The 26,466-nt window shown below is 58.7% G+C and carries 24 protein-coding genes and 1 riboswitch; of the genes, 15 read left to right on the top strand and 9 right to left on the bottom strand.

Annotation, left to right across the window (positions count from 1 at the left end; all coding sequences use genetic code 11):
* Nucleotides 1-219 precede the first annotated feature (219 nt).
* Nucleotides 220-2,529 carry a 5-methyltetrahydropteroyltriglutamate--homocysteine S-methyltransferase gene (gene metE / locus HMPREF2860_RS01060; protein WP_070628472.1) on the bottom strand — a complete coding sequence of 770 codons (2,310 nt, stop codon included), beginning with the start codon at nt 2,527-2,529 and terminating at the stop codon, nt 220-222.
* A 38-nt stretch (nt 2,530-2,567) separates the two neighbouring features.
* A riboswitch (cobalamin riboswitch) is annotated at nt 2,568-2,751 on the bottom strand.
* 209 nt (nt 2,752-2,960) lie between these two features.
* Between metE and HMPREF2860_RS01055 the strand changes: the two genes are divergently transcribed.
* Nucleotides 2,961-4,082, top strand: coding sequence for a Dyp-type peroxidase (locus HMPREF2860_RS01055; protein WP_070628471.1), 1,122 nt, complete (start codon nt 2,961-2,963; stop codon nt 4,080-4,082).
* A 267-nt stretch (nt 4,083-4,349) separates the two neighbouring features.
* On the opposite strand, the gene ppk2 is transcribed toward HMPREF2860_RS01055, so the two are convergent.
* The gene (gene ppk2 / locus HMPREF2860_RS01050; protein ID WP_005510168.1) at nt 4,350-5,249 is read right to left on the bottom strand and encodes a polyphosphate kinase 2; all 900 of its coding nucleotides are present in this window, start codon (nt 5,247-5,249) and stop codon (nt 4,350-4,352) included.
* Nucleotides 5,250-5,403: 154 nt separating this feature from the next.
* Between ppk2 and HMPREF2860_RS01045 the strand changes: the two genes are divergently transcribed.
* Nucleotides 5,404-5,880: a DIP1984 family protein gene (locus HMPREF2860_RS01045; protein WP_049181125.1), complete on the top strand. Its 477-nt coding sequence runs from the start codon at nt 5,404-5,406 to the stop codon at nt 5,878-5,880.
* 456 nt (nt 5,881-6,336) lie between these two features.
* Here HMPREF2860_RS01045 and groL read toward each other — a convergent pair whose 3' ends face one another.
* Entirely contained in the window at nt 6,337-7,962 is a 1,626-nt protein-coding gene (gene groL, locus HMPREF2860_RS01040) for a chaperonin GroEL (RefSeq protein WP_038626677.1), read from the bottom strand.
* Between the two features lie 378 nt (nt 7,963-8,340).
* Here groL and HMPREF2860_RS01035 point away from each other — a divergent pair, with 378 nt between their 5' ends.
* The 8 genes from HMPREF2860_RS01035 (at nt 8,341) to HMPREF2860_RS01000 (ending at nt 17,459) form a co-directional block, all read left to right on the top strand.
* The gene (locus tag HMPREF2860_RS01035) at nt 8,341-9,726 is read left to right on the top strand and encodes a dipeptidase (RefSeq protein WP_070560443.1); all 1,386 of its coding nucleotides are present in this window, start codon (nt 8,341-8,343) and stop codon (nt 9,724-9,726) included.
* A 225-nt stretch (nt 9,727-9,951) separates the two neighbouring features.
* The gene (locus HMPREF2860_RS01030) at nt 9,952-10,506 is read left to right on the top strand and encodes a 2-isopropylmalate synthase (protein WP_070560441.1); all 555 of its coding nucleotides are present in this window, start codon (nt 9,952-9,954) and stop codon (nt 10,504-10,506) included.
* A gap of 222 nt (nt 10,507-10,728) precedes the next feature.
* A complete protein-coding gene (locus HMPREF2860_RS01025) occupies nt 10,729-13,863 on the top strand; it encodes a Na+/H+ antiporter subunit A (RefSeq protein ID WP_168164989.1) in 3,135 nt (1,044 codons plus the stop codon).
* Nucleotides 13,860-14,375: a Na(+)/H(+) antiporter subunit C gene (locus tag HMPREF2860_RS01020; protein WP_038626682.1), complete on the top strand. Its 516-nt coding sequence runs from the start codon at nt 13,860-13,862 to the stop codon at nt 14,373-14,375. Before HMPREF2860_RS01025 ends, HMPREF2860_RS01020 begins: the two co-directional genes overlap by 4 nt.
* Nucleotides 14,365-16,071, top strand: a complete 1,707-nt coding sequence (locus tag HMPREF2860_RS01015; RefSeq protein ID WP_070628469.1) for a Na+/H+ antiporter subunit D — start codon at nt 14,365-14,367, stop codon at nt 16,069-16,071. The genes HMPREF2860_RS01020 and HMPREF2860_RS01015 overlap by 11 nt, the downstream gene beginning before the upstream one ends.
* On the top strand, nt 16,068-16,721 hold the full coding sequence (locus tag HMPREF2860_RS01010; protein ID WP_070628468.1) for a Na+/H+ antiporter subunit E: 654 nt from the start codon (nt 16,068-16,070) through the stop codon (nt 16,719-16,721). The genes HMPREF2860_RS01015 and HMPREF2860_RS01010 overlap by 4 nt, the downstream gene beginning before the upstream one ends.
* Nucleotides 16,702-17,112 (top strand): monovalent cation/H+ antiporter complex subunit F, encoded by a 411-nt coding sequence (locus HMPREF2860_RS01005; RefSeq protein WP_038626686.1) that lies wholly within the window; start codon nt 16,702-16,704, stop codon nt 17,110-17,112. The genes HMPREF2860_RS01010 and HMPREF2860_RS01005 overlap by 20 nt, the downstream gene beginning before the upstream one ends.
* Complete coding sequence (locus HMPREF2860_RS01000; protein ID WP_038626688.1) at nt 17,109-17,459, top strand: monovalent cation/H(+) antiporter subunit G; 351 nt, start codon at nt 17,109-17,111, stop codon at nt 17,457-17,459. The genes HMPREF2860_RS01005 and HMPREF2860_RS01000 overlap by 4 nt, the downstream gene beginning before the upstream one ends.
* 170 nt (nt 17,460-17,629) lie before the next feature.
* On the opposite strand, the gene HMPREF2860_RS00995 is transcribed toward HMPREF2860_RS01000, so the two are convergent.
* From HMPREF2860_RS00995 to HMPREF2860_RS00980, 4 genes are all read right to left on the bottom strand, one after another.
* Nucleotides 17,630-18,853: a glutamate--cysteine ligase gene (locus HMPREF2860_RS00995; protein ID WP_070628467.1), complete on the bottom strand. Its 1,224-nt coding sequence runs from the start codon at nt 18,851-18,853 to the stop codon at nt 17,630-17,632.
* 17 nt (nt 18,854-18,870) lie between these two features.
* Nucleotides 18,871-19,428: a hypothetical protein gene (locus tag HMPREF2860_RS00990; RefSeq protein ID WP_070549995.1), complete on the bottom strand. Its 558-nt coding sequence runs from the start codon at nt 19,426-19,428 to the stop codon at nt 18,871-18,873.
* A 226-nt stretch (nt 19,429-19,654) separates the two neighbouring features.
* Nucleotides 19,655-20,581 carry a LytR C-terminal domain-containing protein gene (locus HMPREF2860_RS00985; protein ID WP_239392994.1) on the bottom strand — a complete coding sequence of 309 codons (927 nt, stop codon included), beginning with the start codon at nt 20,579-20,581 and terminating at the stop codon, nt 19,655-19,657.
* 42 nt (nt 20,582-20,623) lie between these two features.
* Nucleotides 20,624-20,968 (bottom strand): DUF3263 domain-containing protein, encoded by a 345-nt coding sequence (locus HMPREF2860_RS00980; protein ID WP_239392993.1) that lies wholly within the window; start codon nt 20,966-20,968, stop codon nt 20,624-20,626.
* Between the two features lie 198 nt (nt 20,969-21,166).
* Between HMPREF2860_RS00980 and HMPREF2860_RS00975 the strand changes: the two genes are divergently transcribed.
* Both HMPREF2860_RS00975 and HMPREF2860_RS00970 read left to right on the top strand, forming a co-directional pair.
* Nucleotides 21,167-21,748 (top strand): peptide deformylase, encoded by a 582-nt coding sequence (locus HMPREF2860_RS00975; RefSeq protein WP_070628466.1) that lies wholly within the window; start codon nt 21,167-21,169, stop codon nt 21,746-21,748.
* 3 nt (nt 21,749-21,751) lie between these two features.
* On the top strand, nt 21,752-22,924 hold the full coding sequence (locus HMPREF2860_RS00970) for an N-acetylglutamate synthase, CG3035 family (RefSeq protein WP_083300202.1): 1,173 nt from the start codon (nt 21,752-21,754) through the stop codon (nt 22,922-22,924).
* A gap of 46 nt (nt 22,925-22,970) precedes the next feature.
* On the opposite strand, the gene HMPREF2860_RS00965 is transcribed toward HMPREF2860_RS00970, so the two are convergent.
* Nucleotides 22,971-23,798 (bottom strand): RDD family protein, encoded by an 828-nt coding sequence (locus HMPREF2860_RS00965; RefSeq protein ID WP_222867038.1) that lies wholly within the window; start codon nt 23,796-23,798, stop codon nt 22,971-22,973.
* 121 nt (nt 23,799-23,919) lie between these two features.
* On the opposite strand from HMPREF2860_RS00965, the gene HMPREF2860_RS00960 reads away from it, so the two are divergent.
* From HMPREF2860_RS00960 to HMPREF2860_RS00950, 3 genes are all read left to right on the top strand, one after another.
* Nucleotides 23,920-24,717, top strand: coding sequence for an exodeoxyribonuclease III (locus HMPREF2860_RS00960; RefSeq protein ID WP_049181117.1), 798 nt, complete (start codon nt 23,920-23,922; stop codon nt 24,715-24,717).
* 241 nt (nt 24,718-24,958) lie between these two features.
* Complete coding sequence (locus tag HMPREF2860_RS00955; protein ID WP_016421518.1) at nt 24,959-25,522, top strand: MarR family winged helix-turn-helix transcriptional regulator; 564 nt, start codon at nt 24,959-24,961, stop codon at nt 25,520-25,522.
* Between the two features lie 42 nt (nt 25,523-25,564).
* Nucleotides 25,565-25,882, top strand: a complete 318-nt coding sequence (locus HMPREF2860_RS00950) for a hypothetical protein (protein WP_172954624.1) — start codon at nt 25,565-25,567, stop codon at nt 25,880-25,882.
* Between the two features lie 37 nt (nt 25,883-25,919).
* Here HMPREF2860_RS00950 and HMPREF2860_RS00945 read toward each other — a convergent pair whose 3' ends face one another.
* Nucleotides 25,920-26,423, bottom strand: a complete 504-nt coding sequence (locus HMPREF2860_RS00945; RefSeq protein ID WP_038626710.1) for an NUDIX domain-containing protein — start codon at nt 26,421-26,423, stop codon at nt 25,920-25,922.
* Between the last annotated feature and the right edge of the window lie 43 nt (nt 26,424-26,466).

Genomic DNA, 26,466 nt, shown 5'->3' with positions numbered 1-26,466 from the left:
AAGCTTATAGCACTTTCAAGCCATTTTTCGGGCAATTTTTGCTATAAACGCAGTCAGTAACTCACATTGGCCCGCTGCCGCCAGCCATAAACGCAGTCAGTTACTCGCATTGGGGCTAAGTAGGGCTAAGTAGCAAAAGGTGCCCACCCGGCGACACGCCGAGCGGACACACTTTTGCTACTTAACCCGCTATTTATTTTTCGGCTTTTTGGTTCCGGCTTACTCTGCTAGCTGCAAACGAGCCTGCTTCGCTGCGGCTACCAATACTTTCAGTGAAGCCGTAACTTCTTCCCAACCTCGGGTCTTCAGACCGCAGTCCGGATTGATCCACAGCAAGCTGGGGTCAACACTTTCGAGCGCATCTTCCACGAGCTGGCTGACTTCTCCGTCCGTCGGCACGCGAGGCGAGTGGATGTCCCAGACGCCTGGACCAATCCCACGAACGTATCCCTCATCCTTCAGCGCTGCGAGCACCTGCATGCCGTTGCGAGCTGCTTCGATGGACGTGACATCGGCGTTGAGTTCATCGACGGTGTCAATGAGCTCATTGAAGTCCGAGTAGCACATATGCGTGTGAATCTGAATCTCGTCAGCCACGCCAGAGGTAGCCAGGCGGAAGGACCCCACAGCCCACTTCAGGTAGGCGGACTGGTCCGCTTCATTCAGGGGCAACAACTCGCGAATGGCTGGCTCATCGACCTGCACAATCTGCGCTCCAGCGGCCACGAGATCTGCAATCTCATCGCGCAAAACCAGCGCAACATTATCCGCAGTGTCACCGATTGGCTGGTCATCACGGACAAACGACCATGCCAACATGGTCACTGGCCCAGTGAGCATTCCCTTGACGGGAAGGTCAGTCATGTTTGCCGCTGCCTTGTACCACTGCACCGTCATTGGCTCTGGCCTGGTGATATCACCGTAGAGGATCGGCGGCCGCACGCAGCGGGAACCATAGCTTTGGACCCAGCCATTGGCGGTCGCGAGGTAGCCGTCCAGCTGCTCCGAGAAGTACTGCACCATGTCATTGCGCTCAGGTTCGCCGTGAACCAGCACATCGAGTCCCAGTTCTTCCTGCTGCTCAATGGAGCATCGAATTTCAGCGAGCATTGCTGATTCGTAGTCAACTGGGGTCAACTCTCCCGCGCGCAACTGCGCACGTGCACGACGAATGCTATTGGTCTGCGGGAAGGAACCGATTGTGGTGGTCGGCAGCGGAGGCAGGTTAAGGGCCTCAGCCTGAGCCGCCTGGCGAGCTGCAAACGGGGAACGAGTCCGGTCGCTCTCCTCGATTGCTGCTAAAGCTTCACGAACTTCAGGCTTAACAATCCGCTTCGATTCTGCCCTCGATGCCAGTGCTGCCCGGGACTCCCTCAACGCCTTCAAATCCGCGGCATCGAGTTGGCGGTCATTCAACCTGGCATCAAGCGCCCTCGCCAAGAGGGTCACCTCGGCGATTTTCTCATCCCCGAAGGCCAGCCACTGCAGCACCTCGACTTCTTCTTCGCTCGGGTTTTCCGAGGCCAGGGAGTACGGGACATGCAGCAGCGAACAGCTAGTCGACACCGCGATGGGGCCTCGGACTGCCAGCTTCTCCAGCGTCGCCAGGGCTGCATCCAAGTCGGTGCGCCACACATTACGACCATCGACAATGCCCGCAACCAGCAGTTCCTTGCCGGTCCAATGCGGCAACTCGGAGCTACCTGCTACCAGGTCGCAACCAATGGCCTGCACGCCTGTGCCAGAAAGGGTTTCCAGCGCCTGATCACCACCACCAAAGTAGGTCTGCACCCACAACTTGGTATTCGCAGACTCCGCCACGCCGGCCAACTTCTCATAGACCTGGCGAGTCCTAACAAGAGTCACTTCGTCGAGGTCAGTGACCAATACTGGCTCATCGAGCTGAATCCACTCAAAGCCTTTCTCTCCCAGTTGAGCAATGACGTCAGCGTACGCATCGGTCAACTTTTCCAAAAGGCCAAGTGGGTTCGAATCATCGTCGGTACGCGACAGGCTCAAGTAGGTCACAGGACCAATCAAATGAGGGCGCAGCATGGTGGTGGCGCCATTGTTTAAGCTGCAGGAATCATCCAACCAGTCAGTGAGGTCAGCGGTAAATTCAGTATCGGCTGACAGCTCCGGAACAATGTAGTGGTAATTGGTGTCGAACCACTTGGTCATTGCGGATGCCGGTTGCGTCTTCGTACCGCGAGCGGCGGCGAAGTAGTGGTTGATCCATTCCGGTAGGTTGGAACCGTCCGTTTTCGGGACATTCTGGAAGCGGGCTGGAAGCACTCCGAGCAGCGCCGATGTATCCAGCATAGAGTCGTAGAACGAGCGCCCAATTGTCGGAACCGAGTCGATTCCTGCCTTCAGCGCTGCGCCAATGTAGCTATTGACAGTGTTGCGCGCCGTCGCGGCCAGCAGGCCGCCGGTCGCCGGGTCGCGCCAGTAGTTTTCCAGAGCTCTTTTGAGCTCACGATTACGCCCTATCCGCGGAATGCCCGCGAGGGTTGCGTGAATTGCCATGATCTCGTGATTTCCTCGTCAGTCGTGATCAGCATCGGGTATGAAATTGCACAACCGGCAGGCATTCGGACTTGTCATCACTGAAAAGATTGGTTATCAACGCGTCGGATAAACCAAAGCTCTGGCAGTGATGCTTACCGTTGCGGGACAGTTCCGGACTTGCACCGGGATTCCCCTGCATAACTCGAAGGCCTTATGCGCGCTAGGCTCAAAACACACCTTGCGCGGAAAACGTGCGATATGCAGCACTTTCCTTAATGAACACCTTCGAGGCGGCTGTGGATGTGAAGTATATCGCAATATACAAATATCTCATTCACTTAGCCCCCTCCCCGAGCCTTTGCTTTGATGCTCTCCTGCTGGGACCAAAGTGATTAAGCTCGTAGTCATAAAAGCTATTTATTCTACCTCTTTTCAAGGAGTGACCTCGAGTGACACAGGCTTCCGGACCTTCCCTGAGGGGCGCCAAGATTCCGTTCGATGGCCCGGTCCAGTCAGGCGTTGAACAGCCCGGTCAGGCACATCTTCGCCTTGTCGCATTCGATTTGAAGGACGGCATCGACGCAGCAGATCTGAAGGAACTGTTCTCCTCGCTTACCGACGTTGCCCGCCGCCTCACCCAAGGCCAGGACATCGAGGGATATCTGGAACCGGAAATGGTCGCAGCCACTGCAAACCTGACTATCACAGCCGGTTTCGGTGAGCGCATCTTCGACGTCCTCGGCAAACCAGGGCGCAAGCCGGCTGGTCTGCACGATATCCCGTCATTCCAGCATGACATGCTCCGCCCTGAGTGGGGTCAGTCTGACTTCGCCCTGCAGTTGTGCGGTGATGACCTCGTCACCGTTACGGCCGCGTCCCGTCTACTGGAAAAGAAGGCGGCTCCGTGGGCTCGCGTGAAGTGGTTCCAGAAAGGCTTTTCCTACGCCTGGGGTTCGCAGCCTCACGGCGCTACCCCACGCAACCCGCTGGGTCAGCTCGACGGCACCGTCAACCCGTCCACTCCAGATGAATGGTCCGAACAGGTGTGGATCGACTCCAAGGACAAGGCGATTAACAACTCCTGCGTGATGGTTGTTCGCCGTATTGCGCTCGACTTGAACAATTGGGAGGAGCTCAGCACCGACGAACGCTCCATCGTTATCGGTCGTGACTTCCACACCGGCGCTCCTCTTTCCGGCGGCAACGACGAGTTCGATGAAGAGGACATGGACGCCGTCGATGACCAGGGCGAGTACCTCATCCACCGCCAGTCTCACTTGGCACTGTCCCGTGAGCAGGATGGCCAGCCTGACGACGCCCTGCGTCGCCGCGCCTATGCATACGAAGACCAGCCCGGTGAGCCAGCTTTCCCGTTCGAAGGACCGAACGTTGGCCTGGTCTGGGTTGCATTCCAGAAGAACCCGGACAACCAGTTCAGCGCAATCCAGGCCCGTTTGGATCGCGGCGATTTGCTCAATGAGTGGAACCGCCATATCGGCTCCGCTGTGTACTGGATCGCCCCTGGCACCACCCCAGATTCCTACTGGGGTCAGGAGTTGATTGAGGGGTAAAGGCTGCAAGCTGGCAGGCTAAAGTCTGACGGACTAAAAAGCTGGCGGGCTGCAAATGTGAAACTGACCCAGTTTATGACACTTTCGAGCAAAATTTCTGGCCGTTTTTGTCATAAACTCAGCCACTAACTCGCATCGCCCCGCCGCTGCGAGCCATAAGGGCATCGCCCCGCCGCCGCCAGCCATAAGAAAACGCCCGCCGAGTGCCTGAGCACTCATGCGGGCGTTACCTCTAGACAAGAATTTTGTCAGTTACGAGCCACCGAATTAGTCACCAATCTGGTCGCGGCCACGCTTAACAATCTTCGGATCCGGAGTACCGACCAGCTCGTGGTCCTTCTCCGTGTACTCAAACTTGCTCAGCACATAACGCATCGCGTTGATGCGGGCACGCTTCTTGTCGTTGGACTTAATGGTAATCCACGGGGACTCATCGGTATCCGTGTAACGGAACTGCTCTTCCTTCGCGCGGGTGTAGTCACCCCAACGGTCCAGCGATGCGAGGTCCATCGGAGAGAGCTTCCACTGACGTACCGGGTCGACCTGGCGAATAGCGAAGCGAGTGCGCTGCTCCTTCTGGGTCACCGAGAACCACAGCTTGGTCAGCGAAATACCGGAGCCCAGAATCATGTTCTCCAGCATCGGAACCTCACGCAGGAACTCTGCATGCTGAGACTCAGTACAGAAACCCATCACGCGCTCAACGCCCGAACGGTTGTACCAAGAACGGTCGAAGAAGACGATTTCGCCAGCGCACGGAAAATGCTCAATGTAGCGCTGGAAGTACCACGAGGTGGACTCACGCGGCGACGGCTTTTCCAGAGCCACAGTACGAGCACCACGCGGATTCAGGTGCTCGTTAAAGCGCTTAATGGTACCGCCCTTACCAGCGGCGTCACGGCCTTCGAAGAGGATGATGTGCTTCTGACCAGTTTCCTTGGTCCAGTTCTGCCACTTCAGAAGCTCAATCTGCAGCTTCCTCTTAATAGACTCGTATTCCTTGCGCGTCATGCGCTCCTCGTACGGGTAGCCATCGCGCCAGGTATCAACCCGCTCACCGTCTGGAGTGACCAGTACCGGATCGTCCTCATCAGAATCATCGACGACGTAACCTTCGGTCTTCGCCAAATCGACGATGTGGAATTCCTCTTCATTCTTGTCAGCCATACCCCTTATCCTACTGAATTTCTCTACCACACGTCCCCCATGCGGGTGCCCTTACCTGCAATTTCCCAGCAGTTAACGTTCCGTCTTACCGAAATTGAGGGGGTGGGACTGCACGCAGCGACCGTCGATAAGCACTGCGCGTACAATAAATGCCATGTTGTTATCCGAGGCTCTTGCCGCACGATCCGAAGTTTCCGACCGGCTGGCTGAGATTAATCGCCGTCTCGCGCTGGTGGCGCAGGTGCAGGAAGGCGATACGCCTGATGAAGATCCGCAAGCGCTTATTGCCGAAGCCGAGCGTCTGATGGCGCGCTTCGAATGGCTGGTGCGCTCGATTAATGCCACGAATTCCGCTACTGCCTTCGAGGACGGAACGCTTAGCGACGCACTTGCGAAGCGCGACCACCTGCTAACACGGCGGCGGTTCTACACCTCCGCAGCCGATCAGGGCTCTGGGCGGCGGGATCGATACTCAGCTTCGGAGATTCGCTATGTCGCCACCGTGGATATCCGGTCGCTGCGCCAGAAAGCCGACAAGGCAGCGAAGGAATACCGGGACTTGGATACCCGTATTCAGCAGGCGAACTGGTCGACGGAGCTTATAGAGGCCGAGAATAAGCCGGCCGAGTAGCTAAGCAGCAAGGGCCGTTAGTGAAACTGGCAGAGCGGAAATTGCGGAATAACCAGTAAGACTCGTTAGCGGGATTTGTAGAATCTAAAAAGTCGGTAGTTGCATCCAGATTGTCGGCGAGCGCGACGGCCCGTCTCTGGCCTTAAAGAGGCACCAAGGATCTCACCTCTGTACTGAGGCAACAGGATGAATAACAGACAGTCCTCGGCATTGCGTACATGGGTACAGATCATCGGTTATTTTTCACTACCAAGCGCTGAGGCGTCTGATGCAACGAGGGTGGGTTCGGGGACTTAAAACTTTCGTCAAATTACACAGAAAAAGCGCCGCTGAGGGACAACCCTCAGCGGCGCTTTTTAGGCTAACTCAAGCAGTTAGAACCTGGGTGCCAGCTGAAAAGTTCAGGCTCGGCTGCAGCTACCAGCTACAGCCATGCCTTAAGCCCATGGCCTTCGTTTAGAAGCCCATGCCACCCATCTCGTCGCCACCCGGCATTGCCGGCATAGCCGGTTCCGGCTTGTCAGCAACAACAGCCTCGGTGGTCAGGAACAGAGCCGCAATGGAAGCGGCATTCTGCAGTGCGGAGCGGGTAACCTTCACCGGGTCGTTGATGCCAGCTTCCATCAGGTCGATGTACTCGCCGGTAGCAGCGTTCAGGCCTTCACCCTGCGGCAGGGAAGCAACCTTCTCGGTAACGACGCCGGCCTCGAAACCAGCGTTCAGAGCAATCTGGCGCAGCGGAGCTGCGAGAGCCGCACGCACGATGCGGACACCGGTTGCCTCGTCGCCGGTCAGACCCAGCTCGTCGTCAAGCACGTGCGAGACCTGCAGCAGTGCGGAACCGCCACCTGCGACGATGCCCTCTTCCACAGCAGCCTTTGCGTTACGGACGGCATCCTCAATGCGGTGCTTGCGCTCCTTGAGCTCGACCTCAGTTGCGGCGCCAGCCTTGATAACTGCAACACCGCCGGCGAGCTTAGCCAGGCGCTCCTGCAGCTTCTCCTTGTCGTAGTCGGAGTCGGAGTTCTCGATCTCAGCGCGGATCTGGTTGACGCGGCCCTCGATAGCGGACTGCTCGCCAGCGCCCTCGACGATAGTGGTCTCGTCCTTGGTGACGACCACCTTGCGAGCGCGACCCAGCAGCGGCAGGTCAGCGGTCTCGAGCGACAGGCCGACCTCCTCGGAGATGACCTGGCCATCGGTCAGGATAGCCATGTCCTGCAGCATTGCCTTACGACGGTCGCCGAAGCCCGGAGCCTTGACAGCGACAGACTTGAAGGTACCGCGGATCTTGTTGACGACCAGGGTGGACAGAGCCTCGCCCTCGACGTCCTCAGCAATGATCAGCAGCGGCTTGCCGGACTGCATGACCTTCTCCAGCAGCGGCAGCAGGTCCTTGATGTTGGAGATCTTGCCGGAAACCAGGAGGATGTACGGATCCTCCAGAACGGCCTCCTGGCGCTCCATGTCGGTGGCGAAGTAACCGGAGATGTAGCCCTTGTCGAAGCGCATACCCTCGGTCAGCTCCAGGTCGAGACCAAAGGTGTTGGCCTCTTCCACGGTAATGACGCCTTCCTTGCCGACCTTGTCCATAGCGGTGGCAATCAGCTCACCGATAGCCGGGTCAGCAGCGGAGATACCAGCGGTAGCAGCAATCTGCTCCTTGGTCTCAATGTCCTTAGCGGACTCCAGGAGCTTCTCGGTAACAGCCGTGACAGCCTTCTCGATGCCGCGCTTGATGCCCATCGGGTTGGAGCCAGCAGCAACGTTGCGCAGCCCCTCAGAAACCAAAGCCTGAGCCAGAACGGTAGCGGTAGTAGTACCGTCACCAGCGACATCGTCGGTCTTCTTGGCAACTTCCTTGACCAGCTCAGCGCCGATCTTCTCGTAAGGATCCTCAAGTTCGATTTCACGTGCAATGGAGACACCGTCGTTGGTGATCAGCGGTGCGCCCCACTTGCGCTCGAGGACTACGTTGCGACCCTTCGGGCCCAGCGTAACCTTGACAGCGTCTGCCAGGGTGTTCAGACCCGTTTCGAGACCGCGGCGGGCCTCCTCGTCAAATGCAATCATCTTAGCCATGAGGTTTGAAGAATCCTCCGTCTATTTATGTGGCACTTACATTGGAAGTTGACCCAGGCGCCCGCGACGGCATGTGATTCGAGGGAAGCGCCGCCCTCTCCATCACCGGAGTCAACACTGTACTTTTTAACGACTTTTCAACACTTGTTTCAGCCTGCGCTGCAGTATGTGCTGCAGTTTGCTGCAACTCGCATACAACGCACACATACACAAGGTGTGAAGTTGTTTTTATTAGCACTCAATTAGAGCAAGTGCTAATTCACTTTTTTAGCACTCAACCCCATCGAGTGCAAGGTTAAGCGCCGCAACTCCCAACGCCAATACCACTCCCGACGTCACTCCCAACGCCATCGTGGTTGTGCGCCTACACTGTCGCACATGAGCATTATTAATAAGGAACTCACGGACGCCCTGCGAGACCACATCTCCAGCCAACGCGAGACCATCCGCACCCAGCTGACCGAGCTGGTGGCTTTCCCCTCCGTACACGGCACCGAAGAAACCAAACAGGCTTGCATTGACGCAGCTCAGGCGGTTACCGAGATGTACGCAGAGCTGGACATCGAACTGAAGGCGCACCACACCGTCGACGGCTCGATTGCTCTGTCGGGTTTCGTCCCCGGGTCGTCGGAAAGCGCGAAGACCGTACTGCTCTACTCCCATTACGACGTCCAGCCGGCGGGCGACGAATCCGCTTGGACCGCAGATCCATGGACGCTCGACGAGCGCGACGGTCGCTGGTACGGCCGCGGTACTGCCGACTGCAAGGGCAACGTGGTCATGCACCTAGCTGCGCTGCGCGCGCTGCGTGACGACGCGCTTGCAGGCCGCGTCGATATGCCAAACATCAAGCTCATCGTGGAAGGTTCCGAGGAGCGCGGATCGGCGGGCCTGAACAACCTCATCGCCACGCAGCCGGAGCTTTTCGACGCCGACGTTATCCTCATTGCGGATGTCGGCAATGCCGAGGTTAGCCAACCGACACTCGTAACCACTCTGCGCGGCACCGCCGATGTGGAAGTTCGCGTCGATGCGCTGGAACAGCCTGTTCACTCGGGCATGTTCGGCGGCGCGGCTCCGGATGCACTCGCGGCGCTGATTCGTATGCTCGACAGCCTGCGCGATGAAAATGGCTTTACCTCTATTGATGGCCTGGACTGCTCGCAACGCTGGGAGGGCCTGGACTACACGCCAGAGACTTTCCGCGCCGATGCTGGTGTGCTTGACGGCGTAGACCTGATTAGCAACGAGGACACTTCCGTCTCCGACCTGACCTGGGCTCGTCCGTCTGTGATTGTGACCGGAATCGATTGTCCACCAGCGACCAATGCTGTCAATGCAATCTCATCGACCGCTATGGCGCACATCAACTTCCGCATCCCAGGCGGCGTCGACCCGGCCGAAGCACAGGACGCACTGGAAAATCACCTGCGCGCACATGCTCCGTGGGGCGTGAAGGTGACGGTTGAGCGCGACGAGTTGGCAAACCCATTCCGGGCCAATGTTGAGGGCAAGGTTGTGCAACTGGTTGCCGACAGCCTGTCGGCCGCCTACGGCAAGGAAACCGCAAGCATGGGCGAGGGCGCCTCGATCCCTCTGTGCGCCACTTTGCTGGAGGCCGTACCAGGTGCTGACATCGCGCTCTACGGCGTGGAAGAGCCACAGGCCCGCATTCACTCGGCCGACGAGTCGGTGGACCCGAACGAGATTCGCGACATCGCTATTGGCGAGGCAGTTTTCTTGGCTTCCGTCAACGGAATTTAAGTCAAAGCCAAAAATATTGGCTGAATGACTTGTGTCACATCTTTTTTCTGTAGTAAGGTTCGACCCATGCAGCAGAACATTCTTATTCGAGTAGCGAAGGCTACGAACCCCGGTGGAGGCCGACAGGACTGACCCCTCCACGCGGGGTCTCTGGCCGCAACTTCTCGAAGCACTTGGTTGGTCCGCCACTCACAGCAAAGCAATTAAGCAAAGGACCAGAAAAGAATGTTTTCCACTCGCACCCAGAAGAACATGTCCACCTCGACGACCTTCACGGGCAAGCGCCCTTCGTTGGAGCACCAGGACAATGGCAATGTGCGAACTTATTCCGACGATCCGTTTAGGGCTCGCTTCGGACATCGCCTGCCTCGTGGCTTGAGGCAGGAAGCCCGTGGCATGAACTGGCAGAAGTTCAAGGACACTTACTCCCCCACTAACGGCCCAGTCCAAATCAAGAATTTCGACGCAACCCGTGGCACCCTGGGCCGCTGGAACTTCAACGCTGATTTGTCGCTGACCGACAAGGACGGCCACACTCGCACTTTCACCCAGGAAATCACCGCTATGGGGCCAGTGTCGGCTTGCACCAACTTGCTGGCTGATGCAGGTTACCGCGTTGAAATCGTGGAGTTCCACCAGTTCGAGATTTTCGAGGCTACGGCTACCTTTGTCTACGCAGGTCACAACAATGACCATGTGTGGACCATGGGCTTTGGCCAGACTCCGGAGGCTTCCGTGCTCTCCGCTTTGGTCTGTGCTGCTAACCGCCTGCATGGCTAATGCACAGGTGACATTCGAGTAACGCACGAGTAATAAGTGCACCGATCTTGGGGCTTGGCAGTCGATTGCCAAGCCCCAAAAAATGCCCACATCCTCACCCCCGAATTTTCACCATACCGGAAAAAATTTCCCGTTTTCTCACACTCGGTTAACCCCGTTTTGAATACTTAAGTCCCTAAAACGGGGTTGCATGAACTGGTGTGTTCCATTCATTATGGAATAGTGACTTCTCTCCTGTGCATCCTGTTCCTTACGGCAGCGATTGCACCATGGACGATTAAGTGGCTCGGAACCCGCGGGTTCCTCGTTCTCAGCCTCCCTCTGGCAGGCGGCGCTATCTACACCGGCGCCCATCTGGTTCGCTTAGCTCTAGCGAATGCAAACGGGGAAACTTCCGCGATCACGCAACCCGCCGTCACGCATTTTTCGTGGATGCCCATTATCCACTTGGATGTAAACCTGCGATTAGGCCCTATTGAATCGCTCTTCGGCACACTGGTTTTGACCATCGGCTTTCTCGTACTGGTGTATTGCTCCGGATACTTCGTCAATCCGCCGCCCGGAAAACGCCGTCGCATAGGCTCCTTCGCAGCCCAGATGGTTGCCTTCGCCGCGGCTATGTACGGCCTGGTCATCAGCGACAGCATCATGCTGATGTTTGTCTTCTGGGAAATTACCTCGGTTATTTCCTTCCTCCTGGTGGGCTACTATGCCGAGCGAGCTTCCTCCCGTCGCGCAGCAGGCCAGGCGCTCCTGGTCACGACACTTGGCGGGCTAATCATGCTGGTCGGTATCGTCCTGATGGGAGTGACCACCGGGTTCTGGAACTTCTCTGAACTCACCTCGCCTGGTGCTCTGACCGTGTCGCAGTTGAACTCCACGGCAGTCTCCACAGCCGCAATCCTGCTGGTCATCGGCGCACTTTCTAAGTCCGCTATCGCGCCCTTCCACTTCTGGCTGCCCGGCGCAATGGCTGCCCCTACCCCGGTTTCTTCCTTCCTGCACTCGGCAGCGATGGTCAAAGCCGGTGTGTTCCTGGTCGCCCGCCTCGCGCCAACTTTCAACGCCACCAGCGCGTGGCAACCAATCATCATCCCGCTCGGCCTTTTGACCATGATCATGGGCGGCTGGATGGCTCTGCGCCAGAAGGATCTCAAGCTGATCATGGCGTATGGCACTGTCAGCCAGTTGGGATTCATCATCACGGTAGCGTCGATAGGCACCCGCGCGACGCTACTGGCCGCCCTGGCGCTGACTCTCGGCCACGCCATGTTCAAGGCCACGCTGTTTATGATCGCGGGAACGATTGACAGGCTGACTGGTACGCGCGATATCCGTAAGCTCTCCGGGCTGGGCAAAAAGTCGCCACAGCTGCTGGTGATTTCGATTCTCGCTGCCGCCTCGATGATGGGTGTGCCGCCGTTCTTCGGCTTTGTCGCGAAGGAAGCGGCGCTGGAGGCCACGCTCAATGCCGAGCCGCTGCACGGAATGCCGTCGGTGTTCACCACCATTGGCCTGGTCGTGGGATCGATTCTGACCGTGGCGTACTCTCTGTACCTACTGCGTGCCGCTTTTGCGACCAAGTCCAGCACGCACGCCAGCGGTGGTGGCACTTCTCCTGCCGTCGCCGAGATGGATTCCCCGACCTGGGATCAGATTGGCCCGGCATGGCTGCTCGCGCTGGCAGGTTTGGTTTTCGGCCTGGTTCCGCGCGTCCTCGACTCGATTATCTCGCCTTACCTCACCAGCGCATTCCCGAATACGGAAGCAGAATCGCACCTGGCTCTCTGGCACGGATTCACCCTTCCGCTGGCGCTGACGGCCACAATTCTGCTCGCGGGTGCCATCATGCATTGGCAGCGTAATCTGGTGCGTCAGCTGCAGTTTGATCAACCGGCTCTCGGTAGTGCCGATGCGCTTTACGACGGAATCCTGGACTTGGCCCGCCGTCTTTCTCTCCGTGTCACTGCTGCGACCCAGCGTGGTTCCCTCCCGTTAAATGAAGCGGTCATTTTGCTGACCCTCATCGTGCTGTCCATCGGTGCGTTGTTGCTCGGCGAGCGCGATGAGCTGCGAATGGAACTGTGGGACTCAGCTCCGCAGGGTGCAGTTGCGCTCATCATGATTATCGCGGCGCTGGCCGCTACCCGGCAGAAGAACAGGCTTTCCGGAGTCATCCTGGTAGGCGTGACCGGCTACGGCTTGGCCATTATCTTCGCCATGTTCGGCGCACCTGACTTGGCTCTGACGCAGCTGCTGGTTGAGACGATCTCAATGATTATTTTCGTGTTGGTGTTGCGTACGCTCTCCCCGCGGGCACCGGCATCGAACCCGAGGTGGACACGACACCGTGCTTGGTTGGCCATTGCAGTCGGTGTCACGGTTCCCGTGTTGGCCGCTTACGCCATGGGCTCCCGTCGTACTGAGCCAATCTCCGGCGACATTCCGCCACTGGCTCACGACATTGGGCACGGCCAGAATGCGGTGAACGTACTTCTTGTCGACATCCGTGCCTGGGATACCTTTGGAGAAATCACCGTGCTGGTGATGGTGGCTCTGGGGATTACCTCACTGGTCTTCCGCACGCATACCATGCATATGCGTTCAAAGATTAAGCCGCAGCGGAATCGAGCTCGCCGCACCAACCGTTGGTTGAACACTCTCGATGAGTCCGGTGAAGCCGAGCGGTTGCGCTACCCGATCATGGTGCTGGTGGCATCGCGCGTGCTCTTCCCCGCCATGATGGTGGTTTCCTTCTATCTCTTTTTTGCCGGCCATAACGATGTCGGCGGTGGCTTCGCCGGTGGTCTCGTGACTGCGCTGGCACTGACCATGCGTTATCTCATCGGTGGTCGTCGTGAGTTGGCGGCAACTCTGCCGATTCCTAACGAGATACTTCTCGGCGGCGGTCTGCTGGTGTCGGCACTCAGCGCGTTGTGGCCACTGTTTGTGGGGTGGGCACCGCTAACTTCTACGTATGGCTCGCGGGAAATTCCGCTGCTCGGCGATGTCACTGTTGTCTCCCCCATGCTCTTTGATCTGGGTGTGTACATGATTGTGGTTAGCACGATTGTCTACATCCTGCGCAGTTTGGGCGGTGGCATCGATGCTCAGATAAACCTTCGCGCTGAGCGCAATCGTTCACGTCGTGTGAATCGAGCCGCACTCGGTCAGTCCCGCCAGCTGCGCAGCAAGTTGGCGGCGGCTAAGCCCGCAGGTGTTAAGTCCGCAGGCGCTAACCCCGCAAGCGTTAAACCTGCCGGCACTAAACCCGCAGGCTCTGCCAACACAGCCACCTCAGAGGCCTCAGAAACGACATCCCCAGCTAGGACCGAAGGAAAGGACACTCACCAGTGATTCTCAATTTTGTTCTGCTAGCTACTGTCGGCACACTGATCGCTACAGGGGTGTACCTGTTCCTCGATCGTTCGTTGACAAGGATGCTCATGGGACTGTTGCTGATGGGCAACGGTATCAACCTGCTCATCCTGCTTGGTTCCGGTTCCCCGGGGCAGCCACCGATTTGGGATAGAGAATCGCTAGTCAGCGATGCCCAGGCCGACTCGCTGCCTCAGGCCTTCATCCTCACCGCGATTGTTATTTCCATGGGCATGACCGCATTCCTGTTGGCTCTGCTCTATCGCCAGCACCGCTACCGCATCGGCGATCACGTGCAAGATGACCACGAGGACCGCAGCCTGGCAATGCGTCGGGCCAGCGACCCATCAGCTGCTCCGGATCACGACAAATCCGACGACCCCACCACCGGTCGACCCACAGAGGCCGGCGATAGCTTCGGTCCGGCCAGTTTCGAAAAGCCCGTGACCCCGCCATCAAACTCCCCAGGAGGTGACGACGATGACGACTGAGCAACTAATTCTCGCACTAATTCCGCTGCCTATCATCGTCCCCGCCGCCACCGCCGCAATTGCTCTGCTGCTGGCGCGTTTCCCCAAAGCACAGCAGGCGATCGCGCTGTTTTCGCTCGGCAGTCTGCTGGGAGTCGCCAGCGCCTTGGTGTATCTCATCTACGCGCACGGCGTCCACACTGTCCAGGTGGGTGGCTGGGACGCACCAATCGGCATCACGCTCGTAGCCGACAACCTCGCAGTGTTGATGATTACCGTCTCTCAGCTGGTCCTCTTTGCCGTGATGTGGTTCGGCATCGGCCAGGGTATTAGCGATGGTGACGAAGATGAGCCGATCTCCGTCTTCGTTCCGACGTACATGCTGCTCAACATGGGCGTCTCAATGGCCTTCTTGGCTGGCGACCTGTTCAACATGTATGTCGGTTTCGAGGTTCTGCTCGTAGCCTCCTACGTGCTGCTCACGCTGGGGGCCTCGTCGTCACGCACTCGCGCAGGCGTGTCGTATGTGATGGTCAACATGCTGTCCTCGATGGTGTTCCTGCTGGCGATTGGCCTGGTTTATCAAGCGGTCGGCACGGTGAACTTCGCGCATATTTCCCTGCGTATGGAGGACATTCCCGATGGCACCCGCACCGCGATCTTCGCCGTGCTGCTCGTCGCCTTCGCAGTGAAGGCGGCGGTGTTCCCGCTGTCGGCGTGGTTGCCAGACTCCTACCCCACCGCACCGTCCATGGTCACCGCAGTCTTCGCGGGTCTGCTGACGAAGGTGGGTGTCTACGCGATCATCCGCACGCGCAGTGTCGTCTTCCCCGACGGCAGGCTTGACGACGTCCTGATGTGGGCCGGCCTAGCGACAATGCTCATGGGCATTCTCGGCGCCATGGCCCAAAATGACATCAAACGTCTCTTGTCATTTACGCTGGTGTCCCACATCGGATACATGATCTTCGGTATTGCCGTCGGCAATACGCTGGGACTCGGCGGCGCAATCTTCTACATCGTCCACCACATTTTGGTGCAGACGGCGTTGTTCCTGGTGGTCGGGCTTATCGAACGCCAGGCGGGCTCCTCCTCCCTACGCAGCCTGGGCGGCCTGGCCAAATCCTCGCCGCTGCTGGCGCTGCTATACCTCGTGCCCGCGCTCAACCTCGGTGGTATCCCACCGTTCTCGGGCTTCCTGGGCAAAGTCATGCTGATTGAGGCGGGTGCCCAAGACGGCTCCGCCACCGCGTGGATTCTGGTTGCGGGTTCGATTATCACCAGCCTGCTGACCCTCTACACCATGATTCTCGTCTGGTCGAAGGCCTTCTGGCGCGACCGTTCCGATGCCCCCGAAGGTGACACCGTGCTGGCGCAGCCAGCCGCACTCCGGGAAAGGACGCAGATGGTCGCTATCGCAGATCGTGATGACGTCGGCAGGATGCCACTCGGCATGGTGATGCCGACGGCCCTACTGGTGATTGCCTCTGTGGGCGTGACTCTTCTGGCCGGACCGCTGTCTAATGTGGCTACCGAAGCGGCAAGCAACGTCGCGAATGTTGATGACTACCGCGCGGCAGTTCTCGGTATCGACTCGGCCGATGACAAGGGACTGGAGCAGCTGAAGAACCCAGGCCGCACCAAGAGCCCGTGGGAGTCGGACCCGGTGACCGAACGTCCCACCAGCACGTTGGAAGGAGCAGGTGAAAGCTCATGAGTAAAGCTCGCGCCAAGGTGGCCGCAAAACGACCACCGCGTATTTCAATCCTGCTGTTCCTGTTCACGCTGATTATTTGGGTCATGCTGTGGGGCGAAGTGACATTTGCCAATGTGCTTTCAGGGATTCTGGTAGCCACGTTGCTCAACCTCGCCATGCCTATTCCGCCAAACAGCGCGCTGGACATCAACTTCGGTGGCATGGTGCGACTGTTCGGTTCCTGGACAATCGACTTTGTGAAGGCCTCTATCAGTGTCTCCTGGCTGGCCATCCGACGAGCTGATCCACCACCGACGGCCATCATCAAGGTCCCTATGCGTACCAATGACGATATTTCGCTCACGACTGCAATGGCACTGATTAACTTGCAGCCGGGCGGAATCATCGTGGACATCGACAAGCGGGAAAAGACGCTGACCATGCACATTCTCGACGCGTCGTCGACGAGCAAGGTAGCCGAGCAAATCAACCAGCTGACTCGAATCGAGCGACGGGTGATTCGCGCGTTTGAGAACCGCGATGTACATGAGCAACCGACTAAGCCAGGCTCTGGCGAAGAGCAGCCGAGCAGTGCGAAAAGCCACGAGCAAGGCGAAACGAGCAGCGAAAAAGGGGAGAAAGGAGCAGTCGATGAACCCGGAAGTTTTTAACATTCTGCTCGGCGTAGCTGCTGCAGGCTATTTCATTGCGGTGATGATTACCCTCGGGCACATGATCGCAGGACCAAACTCGCTGGACCGCCTGGTGGCCCTGGAGTCCATGACTGCAATGTTGCAGGGCATGCTCGCTGCGTTCATGGCCTGGAGCTTGGACACTTCGGTGGTCTACCCAATGCTCATCATTGCGCTGCTCGGTTTCCTGTCTTCGCTGGCGGTCGCCAAGTTCCGTGTTCCGGATGACGGAAAGCAGCCCGCGAAGGGCTCCCGAAAGGGTGTGGCGAAAGCAGCCGGAAAGGCCGCCACAAAGAAAACCGCACAGAAAGCAGCGCCTAAGGCAACACCGACAGCAGCTCCGAAAACAGTGAAGGGAGAGCCCAAATGATTCTCGTGGCAGACATTATCGCCATCGCACTCATTATCACCGGAATGCTACTGTGCGTTGCAGCGTCCGTGGGATTAATACGCTTCCGCGACACCATCAGTCGCATGCACGCATCCTCCAAGCCACAAACGCTGGGGCTAATTCTGACGCTGTCGGGTTCGCTTTTGCACGTCGCCACGCACGCGTCAGCTCACACAACTACTAGTAGTGACTTGGCTCTGTTGACCCTGATTATCCTGTTTGCTCTGGGTACATCGCCAATTGTTAGTAACCGCGTTGGCCACGAGGCGTTCAAGGAGAGGCTCGTCGACGAGGACAGCCTCGCCCGCGATGACAGCCGGGAATAACGAGAGGACACTCCCCGTCAAGATTGGACTCCGACCTGGAGCGGAACCGGGTTCGACCGGGGCCGCCCAGGGGGGCGCCTTTCTTCAGTTAGTGGCTAGGTTTATGCACCCCAAAAGTGCTATAGGCCTAGTCACTAATTTATGTCTGGGCACACACCGCTTAACGACGGCTAGTCGTCTACCTGCTCGTGGAAATCTGCAGGCGCTATCGGATGCCCGGCGCGCAGTTCCTGCACTGCAAGATCCACAGCGGCCCGCCACGGGGTGTGGCCAATGCGCTCTTCGTTCGCCCGTACGTCGTCCTCGGTAGCCATCGAAGGCAGCGCCCCGGCCGCATCCGCCACAGTGCGCTGACGCTCGTATGCCGCGCCCATTTCCACGATGTTGTTGATGAATTCCAGTTCGGCTCGGCAGCCCAGTTCGTCGGCAAGCGGGGCGAGCTGAACCACAAGCTCACAGAGTTCATCGCGAACCCACCGCTCGTCGGTATCGCGATTGACGATGACCAGCGCGTCCATCCCATAGCGAGCGGCGCGCCACTTGTTTTCGGCGATGTGCCAGGACTGCAGTGACGGTAGTTCCTCGCCAGCCTCCCACATGCGGTCGTAGTAAACCGTCAGGCAGTGCGTCAATGCCACGATAGCGGCGAGTTCCTGCAGGTTAGAGGTGGCGTCGGCGACACGAATCTCAACGGTGCCGTACTTTGATGCCGGGCGGATGTCCAAGTGCATCGAGCCGGTGTGGTTGATGACGCCGGAGCGGGACTGGTCGTGCATGTAGGACTCCCACTCGGGCCAGGTGTAAATCGCCGGCGGCTGACCCGCGGTGGGAAGCTGCTGGTAGAGCAGGCTTCGGTTGGAAGCGTAACCCATGTCCTCGCCGTTCCAGGCCGGTGAGGAGGCAGACAGCGCCAACATGTGCGGCAGCTTCGTTGCCAGAGCCTGAATAATCGGCCAAACGCGTTCGGAGTCTTTAATGCCTACGTGGACGTGGACTCCCCAGATAATCATCTGGTTCCCCCACCACTGAGTGCGGTTGATGATTTCGGAGTAGTGCCCCTTGGCACTGACCTGCTGAGCAGTACCGCGGGCGAACGGATGCGAGCCCGATGACCACACATCCACCCCAACGCGGTCAGCGGCGTCGAGAACCATATCCAGCTGGCTTTGGAGCTCCGCTACGGCATCGGGCACGTTCATGTGCACACCGGTGACGAGCTCTACAGTGTTGGCGAGGAACTCGCGCTGGAGCCCATGTCCGGGATGCTCCGCATCGATGATGTCGAGCACCTCGGCGGCAGCGGGGGCGGTGTCGCGCGTTCGTCGGTCAACGAACGCCACTTCCCATTCCACTCCCAGAGATGGCTGCGCCGATCCGGAAAATTGCTCAGTCATACCGCTATTTTTTCACACTAGGAGTCGTTTTCCTCAGTTGGCTCCGTCCAGGTGACGGTTTTTGCGCAGGAGGCAAGGTCACCGTTGGAATCGACAAGCGCAACTGTGGTGAAACTGTCTTCATCCACCTTGGACGGAACGTTCCAGACATCTGCATTCCGTTTGTCATCGACGTGCACTTCACCGATAACACCTAACCCCTCAGCTGCGGGACTGCCTATGCCACTGCAGCCAGATGCACCGCGCGCCTGCACTGTGTACTTACCCTTATCCAAGGTAGTGAACTGACCTTTTTCGTCGGAGAGACCCATCCACCCCTTGGCACTCATGACCTGCACAGTTGCCAGCATTTTCATTGATCCGTCGTCGTTTGTGCGGATGAAGTTATAGGCGCTGACTCGCTCGGTCAGCTTCGGTGCAGCCGGATCTACGCTCACTGGCGCAGTGCTTGACGACGCGTCCGCGTTCCCGTCTTTGTCACTGCTGGATTCAACCCCTGAGCAGGAAACCAACAGTGTTGCAGCACAACCCAACGCGGTGGCGACAGCAACGCGACGACGCATTACGGCGAACATAAAAACCTCACAGACCTCACTGGCTACTAGCAGAATACTAGTACCCCTTTTTCAGCCGTGATCTGTTTGAGACTGCAAAATATGCAAAAGCCCCGCGTAGGCCATGAAATGTGTGGCTTACGCGGGGCTTGGGAAGCTATGGGGGGGGGCTTCGTACCACGGCGGCAGGTCTTGACGCTTAGGCCGCAGACCTAAGTGAGAGACCGAAGTCCGGTGGGCCGGGAGTCTAGTGAGCCGGGTCAGTGGCGACCACGACGATTCCCGCCGGAGCGTCCCGGAGACGGTCATCGCGAGGTGCGGCTTCCCAACCGTTGTCGTGCGCAATCTGCTCAGCAGCGGCCTTTTCCTCTTCGTTCCTCGGGTCGAAGTAGACGGTGGTCTTCTCCCACACACCCATCTTCTCTTCAGGAGCGTTGCCGGTCTCGCCGGCACCCCATCCCTGCTCGCCCATCTGCTTGGACAGGTCATCGGCAAGGCCCACGACCTCAGAGTTGTTCAGGACACTGACCTTGACAGTCTTGCGGTCAATCTGTGGCGCTTCGTTGGCCTCATCCTGTGCCGGCGGATTCTCCGCGGGAGGAACCGGTTTGCCTGGCTCATTTGCCGGTGGCGGCAGGACCTCGCCGTCAGCATCTCCAGCAGCACCATCCTTTGCCGGATCCCTGCCGTTGGCCGATTCAGCAGGCGCACCAGAGTCAGCCGGAGCGGATGCCGAGGTGTCATTCGGGCCGGTGTTCTCAGCATCGTCGCCACGCGTGCTGAGTGCGTAGGCACCGTAGGCGACCAGGCACACGCCGATAGCGAGCAGCACGATAGCGAGAACGCGCATGTAGCGGCCATCACCGGCACCGTCGCCGATGTCGCCGTCATCAGCACCATCAGCAGCTGCGGAATTACTAGCAGCAGCCCGAGAGCCAGCACCGGTAGTGGCGGCAGCGGTAGCACCAGCAGCGGCTGCGCCAGCGGCCGGGGCCGCAGATCTGGGAGCTGCGTGTTGAGCATCCGACGGCTCGGAGTACGCGTGAGCGCCGCCAGCGGCGGGAGCCTCCGCGTAATCGCTGTACTCATCGAAGTCGTCGTAGTCGTCATCGAGTCGATGACGGCCCGGACGCGGCGAATTCTGAGGGTTTAGTTGGTCAGACACATCCCACATCCTATATGTTCTGCCGCCGAACCGTGAAGTGAAACTTGAACCTTATGCGTCGTGGTTGTCCCGCACGGCGCGCAGCCGATGAACCAACACGGGTTCGGCTGCTTCGGCTGCTGGAGAGTCGAGAAGTCGCGAAAGTACCTGGTGGTAGCGGATTGTGTTGTTGCCGAAGTCCTCGGCAAAGCGACGTCGAATTGCCTCCTGTCGCGCACCGGCCATACGCGGTCCACGGCGGGCAACTTTCAGCCATTCTTTCTCAAAATCCAGCATTTTCTGAGCCAAAACGGGTTCAATGCCGCTGGTATCACCCACGAGTCCGAGATGCTCGGATGAGTCAAGCCGCCGCTCGGCCTCAGGTTCGTGGCTGCCACCTATGGGCTCCTTGCTCACCACTTTCCGCACCCCGCTTTCCTTCTCGCTCGCCCTGATCCTCTATTCTGCACGACACTGTCTATGCAGATACTTAGTGAAGATACATCGTCAGATCTAGCCACCCAGCCTCACCTACGCCCCACCTACAACTCCCTGACACAACTCGGACATCACCAGGCGATTTAGAAAACATGGACGCCGAGTAGAATCAGCGGCATGACTATCCGTCCCATTGTGATTGCCGGAGACCCCGTTCTCCACACTCCTACCCAGCCGGTGACCGAGGATGTCTCCGAGCTGCGCGAGCTCATCGAGGACATGTACGAAACCATGGACCGCGCCCACGGTGTGGGGCTGGCTGCCAACCAGGTGGGTGTCGGCAAGCGCCTGTTCGTCTACAACTGCCCCGATGACGACGATGTCTGGCACCGCGGCTGCGTCATCAATCCGGTGCTGACCACCAGTGAAATCCCGAAGACCATGCCTAACGACGACGGCTCCGATGACGAAGGCTGCCTCTCTGTACCCGGCCTGTCCTTCCCCACCAACCGCGCGGAGAAGGCTGTCGTCACCGGCCTGGATGAAAACGGCGAAGAGGTCCGCATCGAGGCCACCGGTTTCCTCGCTCGCTGCATGCAGCACGAGGTCGGCCATCTAGATGGGTTCCTTTACACCGACTGTCTCACGGGCCGCTGGAAGCGCATGGCCAAGAAGGAAATCAAGCGCGCCGGTTGGACCGAGGGCAGCCTGACCTGGATGCCGGGCGTGGATCCAGACCCGTTCGGCCACGAGGATTAGATCGTGGCGGATAGGCAATTGGAGTCGTCGGCAAGCGAAAGTGCAGCACAGAAGCTACCGATTTCCCGCTGGGGCGTCGGTGAAGTGGCGGTGGGACGTCGTGTCATTGTGCGGCGCGCGCTGACCGATGAAGAGGCGCTGACCAGCGGCAAGAAGACTACGGACGTCATTGGGCATGTGCTCAGCATGGATCCGTTCGTCGTGCGTCCGCAGGTTCGTGCTGGCGTGCGTGCCGACGAATCCGTGGCAGCGGTGGACTTTAGCGATAAGCACATTTTGATTGTGAAGGCCCTGCCGGATCATCCGGTGCGCAATTCGGATATTCGCGCCGTGGAAACTGCGACAGCGAAGGCCTTCCCGGGTATCGCGCATGTGGTGGAGTCGGGCTGGCTGCTGCGAGCCGGCGATGGCATTACGGAGCGTTCCAACTCTGCGCTGCCGCTCGAACCCGGAGCCAGCACTCAGCCGGTGCCGTTGGAGAAGATTAAGTCGTTTTACGATTCCCACGATTTGCCGGTGCGGATTGCGATTCCGGATAGAATCGCCAAACCGGCACAGGCACTGGTCGCGGGGCCGGAGTGGACGGTCGGGCCGGACATTACGGTTATGACGCGCGCACTCGATGGGGATTTGCCGCCTGCTGAATTGGCAGCTGAATCGGACGGCGCAGCACAGGTGCTTGATGAGCACAGCGCCGAACAGGTGCTCGATGAGCACAGCGTCGAGCTTGCAGACGTGCAGGTGGATATCGCTGATCAACCTGACGACGACTGGCTGGGGCTCTACCATTTCCGCGGCACCACGCTGCCCGAGCATGCGCTGCAGTTCCTGCGCAATGAAATTGATGGCCGCATGTGCTTCGGACGCCTGCAAGTGCCTGACAACAATGCGCCTGAAGGCATACGCACGGTAGCCATTACGCGCGGCACGCTGACCGAATCGGACGACGGCCGTGTATGGCTCGGGTTCTCCGCTGTGGAAGTCGCAGCCGATATGCGCCGCCGAGGACTTGGCACCCTACTGGGAATTCACATGATGCACTGGGGCGCACAACACGGGGCAGATTCTGCATATCTGCAGGTATTGGGCTCAAATGAGGCTGGCATTGCGCTATACCGGACACTCGGTTTTACCGAGCACCACCGACACCGCTATGCGGAGCTGACAGAGGCTTAGGTTTCGGGGCTCACGTTTCGGCCCTGCCCTGCTCGCCCTAATCGCCCTACTTCCCGCGCTTAACCCCTTTAATCCGCTTCAGCTGCTTGCCCTGCTGCTCTTTGCTGCCCATGCGATAGTCCATGCGGCGCTGCCCGCGCTGCAGCTCGCGCGTCTCCGGCTTTTCCACCACACGGGTGTGGACCGAAAGCTCATGGCGACCTCTCCCCAGTGGATCACGTGAGGCAGCCATTGCAATCCAGCCGGCCAGGCCCGCAGAGACAAACCAACCGGCGACCGGAATCATCGACGGCAGAATCCAGGCATTGCGCACAAAACCATCGCGGGCTGAGACTGGCATCCCGTGTGCACCTTCGATTTTCATGCCCATGGCGTGTTTACCCGGCGACCCGTCGAAGATGGAGTCCCCCGCCACGCGGTAGAGGTAAAAACCACCGGGACCGAGGAAGAGGCTGATCAGCATCACCATTACGCCGCTGTCCGATGCCCCCACGATGCTAGTGAGAACTGCAATGGAGGCGATCAATGCAGTGTAGATGACAGAATCCACCAACAGCGCACCACCACGACGTGCCACTGAGCCATTGGCCAGATTGGGGTCAAAGCCGAGGTGTACCGCCATTTGAGCGGTCAGCGGCGCGACTTTGGGATTAGCACTGAGCGCACCGAAGGAAGACGCCCCATAGCTAGCGGGGTACCCGCTTTCATAGCCGACCGGAATGTTTGCTACCGGATATGGCACTTCCTGATACGGCATTGCCGCATCGTACGCCGCATATGCGTCGTGTTCCCGATAAACGTTCCTGCCACTACTACCCAGGTAATCCGTCGGACTGTACTCGCCGCCGTAACGGCGATCGTCCCAGTTAGCCAACCTCGAAACTCCCTTTCCTACCGGGCTTCCGCCCACCTTGTTCGCTTTTGTCCGCTTATTTTGTCACTGCTTTGTTCAACGCATAAGGCCGCCGTTTCGTTCCCCTTTTACAATCGTTGATATGCGAATCTGTGTCTGGAACGTCAATTCGGCTCGAACTCGCCTCGACCGAATGGTGGAAATGCTGCGCCGGAATGACATTGATGTCCTGGCCGTCCAGGAAACCAAGTGCAAGGACGACCAATTCCCCACCGCTGCTTTTGAAGAGCTGGGATACCAAGTCGCCCACCACGGCCTGAATCAGTGGAATGGCGTTGCCATCATCTCCCGCGTCGGCCTTGAGGACATCCAGGCAGAGTTCCCCGGTCAGCCCGGTTTCAACAAGGACCCCGACGCAACTCCCGCATTGGAGGCCCGCCATATCGCCGCTACCTGCGGTGGCGTGCGCGTCCATAGCCTCTACATCCCGAACGGCCGCGACATCACCGACCCGCACTTCGAGTACAAGCTCGAATTTCTGGAGCGGCTCCGTCAGCACATCATCGCCACGCTTGACGACGACCCGGAGGCCACCTTCATGATGGGCGGCGACTTCAACATTGCCCCGACCGACGGCGATGTCTGGTCAATGGCAGCCTTCGCAGGGAAAACACATGTCACACCGCCTGAACGCGCAGCTTTCTATGCGCTGGAGCAGGCGGGTATGAAGGAAGTGACTCGCCAATTCACCCCAAACCAGTGGACCTACTGGGATTACAAGGCTGGCCGCTTTTTCAAGGATGAGGGCATGCGCATCGACTTCCAGCTCGCCTCCCCCGACCTCACGGCAAAGGCGTCCGCCGGATTCATCGACATCGAAGAGCGTCAGGGCAAAGGCGCATCCGACCATGCTCCGGTGATTGTGGATTACGAAGTGTAAATAAACGGGCGGAAAAGCGCGTAGGCCTAGTTCCTGCTAGGGGTGTCGCTGGGGCCGTCGTAAAGCGGAGTCTTTGCTGCCAGCCCCTAAAATCAGGGGCAGAAATGGGCGATAAAGCACCCGCACAGCACTTATGAGCCTAACTTTTTGTTCAATCTACAAATTTTCACCACAGAAAGTTATTTCGACGATATAAGGTGTTTAATCAGAACATCAATTCATTACGTCGGGAAGGAAGATCATGACTTCTGCACGCTCCCCTCAGCGCACCACTACCCCGGAGCCAGCGAGCGGCTTCCCCACCGCGGATGACTCGACTGAGTCCGATGAATCCCTGCGCGAAAGCGTGCAGAAGATTTCCATCGGCCTGTATGACTTCCTTGCGTCGACTCGCCGCCTCGGTGAGCGCCCGAATGCCAGGATGGACATTTCCCAGTCGGAAATGGAAGTACTGCACTTTATTTCAACCCACCCGGGCTGCGGCGTATCCGACATTGCACGCCTGCGTTTCCTACGCCCATCCAACGTTTCGGCAACAGTTCGCCGTCTACTCGACAACGGACTGATTGAACGCGAGAACAATGCAAAGGATCGCCGTGCGCAGAACCTCTATGTCTCCAGCGATGGCGAGACGCTGCTGGAGCAACTTATCGACCACTGGGGTGCGCTGGTGTACGAAATTGTGCGGACAATGTCGCAAAAGGACGTTCGTGCGCTAATTAAGGCACTGCCTTCGCTACTGAAGCTGGCGGAGCACTCGGAAAGCTATGTTGAGGAGCACCAGCGCCGCCAGGAGCCGTTCTAAAAGCGCGCCGCCAAGCCCTTCTTACTAGGTACGATGATGCTTATGGCTATTACTTTGAAGAAGGCAAAAGACGTAAAGACCGCTCCGCTCGTGGCCACTGGCCTCATCGGCGGCTGGCTCACCGCTCGCGAAACAGGCATTCGTCCGCTCGGTGGCGTCATCTTGGGTGCCGCCGGCGCATACGCAGCACGCACCTGGAACGCAAAGACCGGCGCCCTGGGAGCCGCTGGCCTAGTGGCCGCCTACCTCGGCGCTTTCGGCCTCTCACACCCGCTGGCTAAGAAGATTGGCGCATGGCCGTCCGTCCTAACCGTCACCGCGCTGGCCGCTGGCGCGGCAGCAGTTGCCGACTCCAAGTAGTCGACGCAGGGAGCGCCGGTAGGTGCGAAGCCGACACCTAGTCAAGGGCCTCCAGCAGTTTCTCGAGGTGCGCGCGCACCCGGGGCCACGATTCCACAAAAGGCGGCAGCAGATCGAGGCTGTCGACGTCGTCAAGCGGAACCCAGCGCAACTCTAGGGACTCCTCGTTCGGATTCGTCTCCAGCTCTTCGGCAGCTAGTGCGTAGACCGTGTGGTATTTCCAGCCGCCGGCGAGCTCGGGGCGATCCGGATCGGCCGGGAAGGGACCGGTGGTGACCTGCGTGTCGAGGATGCGAAGCTGATGCTCCAGCAGCCCAGTTTCCTCAGCCGTTTCACGCAGCGCGGTCGCCTCAGGAGTCTCATGAGAATCACAAGCCCCACCAGGAACACCCCACGTTAGGGGGAACGATGTCCAGTCAGCTCGATGCTGCATAAGCACAGTGCGCTGAGGGCTCACAATCAGCAGCCCTGCAGCTCCGAAGCGTCCCCAGCAGCGCGTACCGCTGGGGCCGGCTGCCCAACCATTTCCATCCTGAAGCATGTCTCCACCCTACGCCAGATACCCTTGTGTTTTCCGTCACAAG

Origin of the sequence: Corynebacterium sp. HMSC064E10 (assembly GCF_001812505.1) — a bacterium.
GTDB classification, from domain to species: domain Bacteria; phylum Actinomycetota; class Actinomycetes; order Mycobacteriales; family Mycobacteriaceae; genus Corynebacterium; species Corynebacterium amycolatum.
The sequence above is the reverse complement of the archived record's forward strand: the minus strand, read 5'-3'. Positions and strand labels throughout refer to the sequence as shown.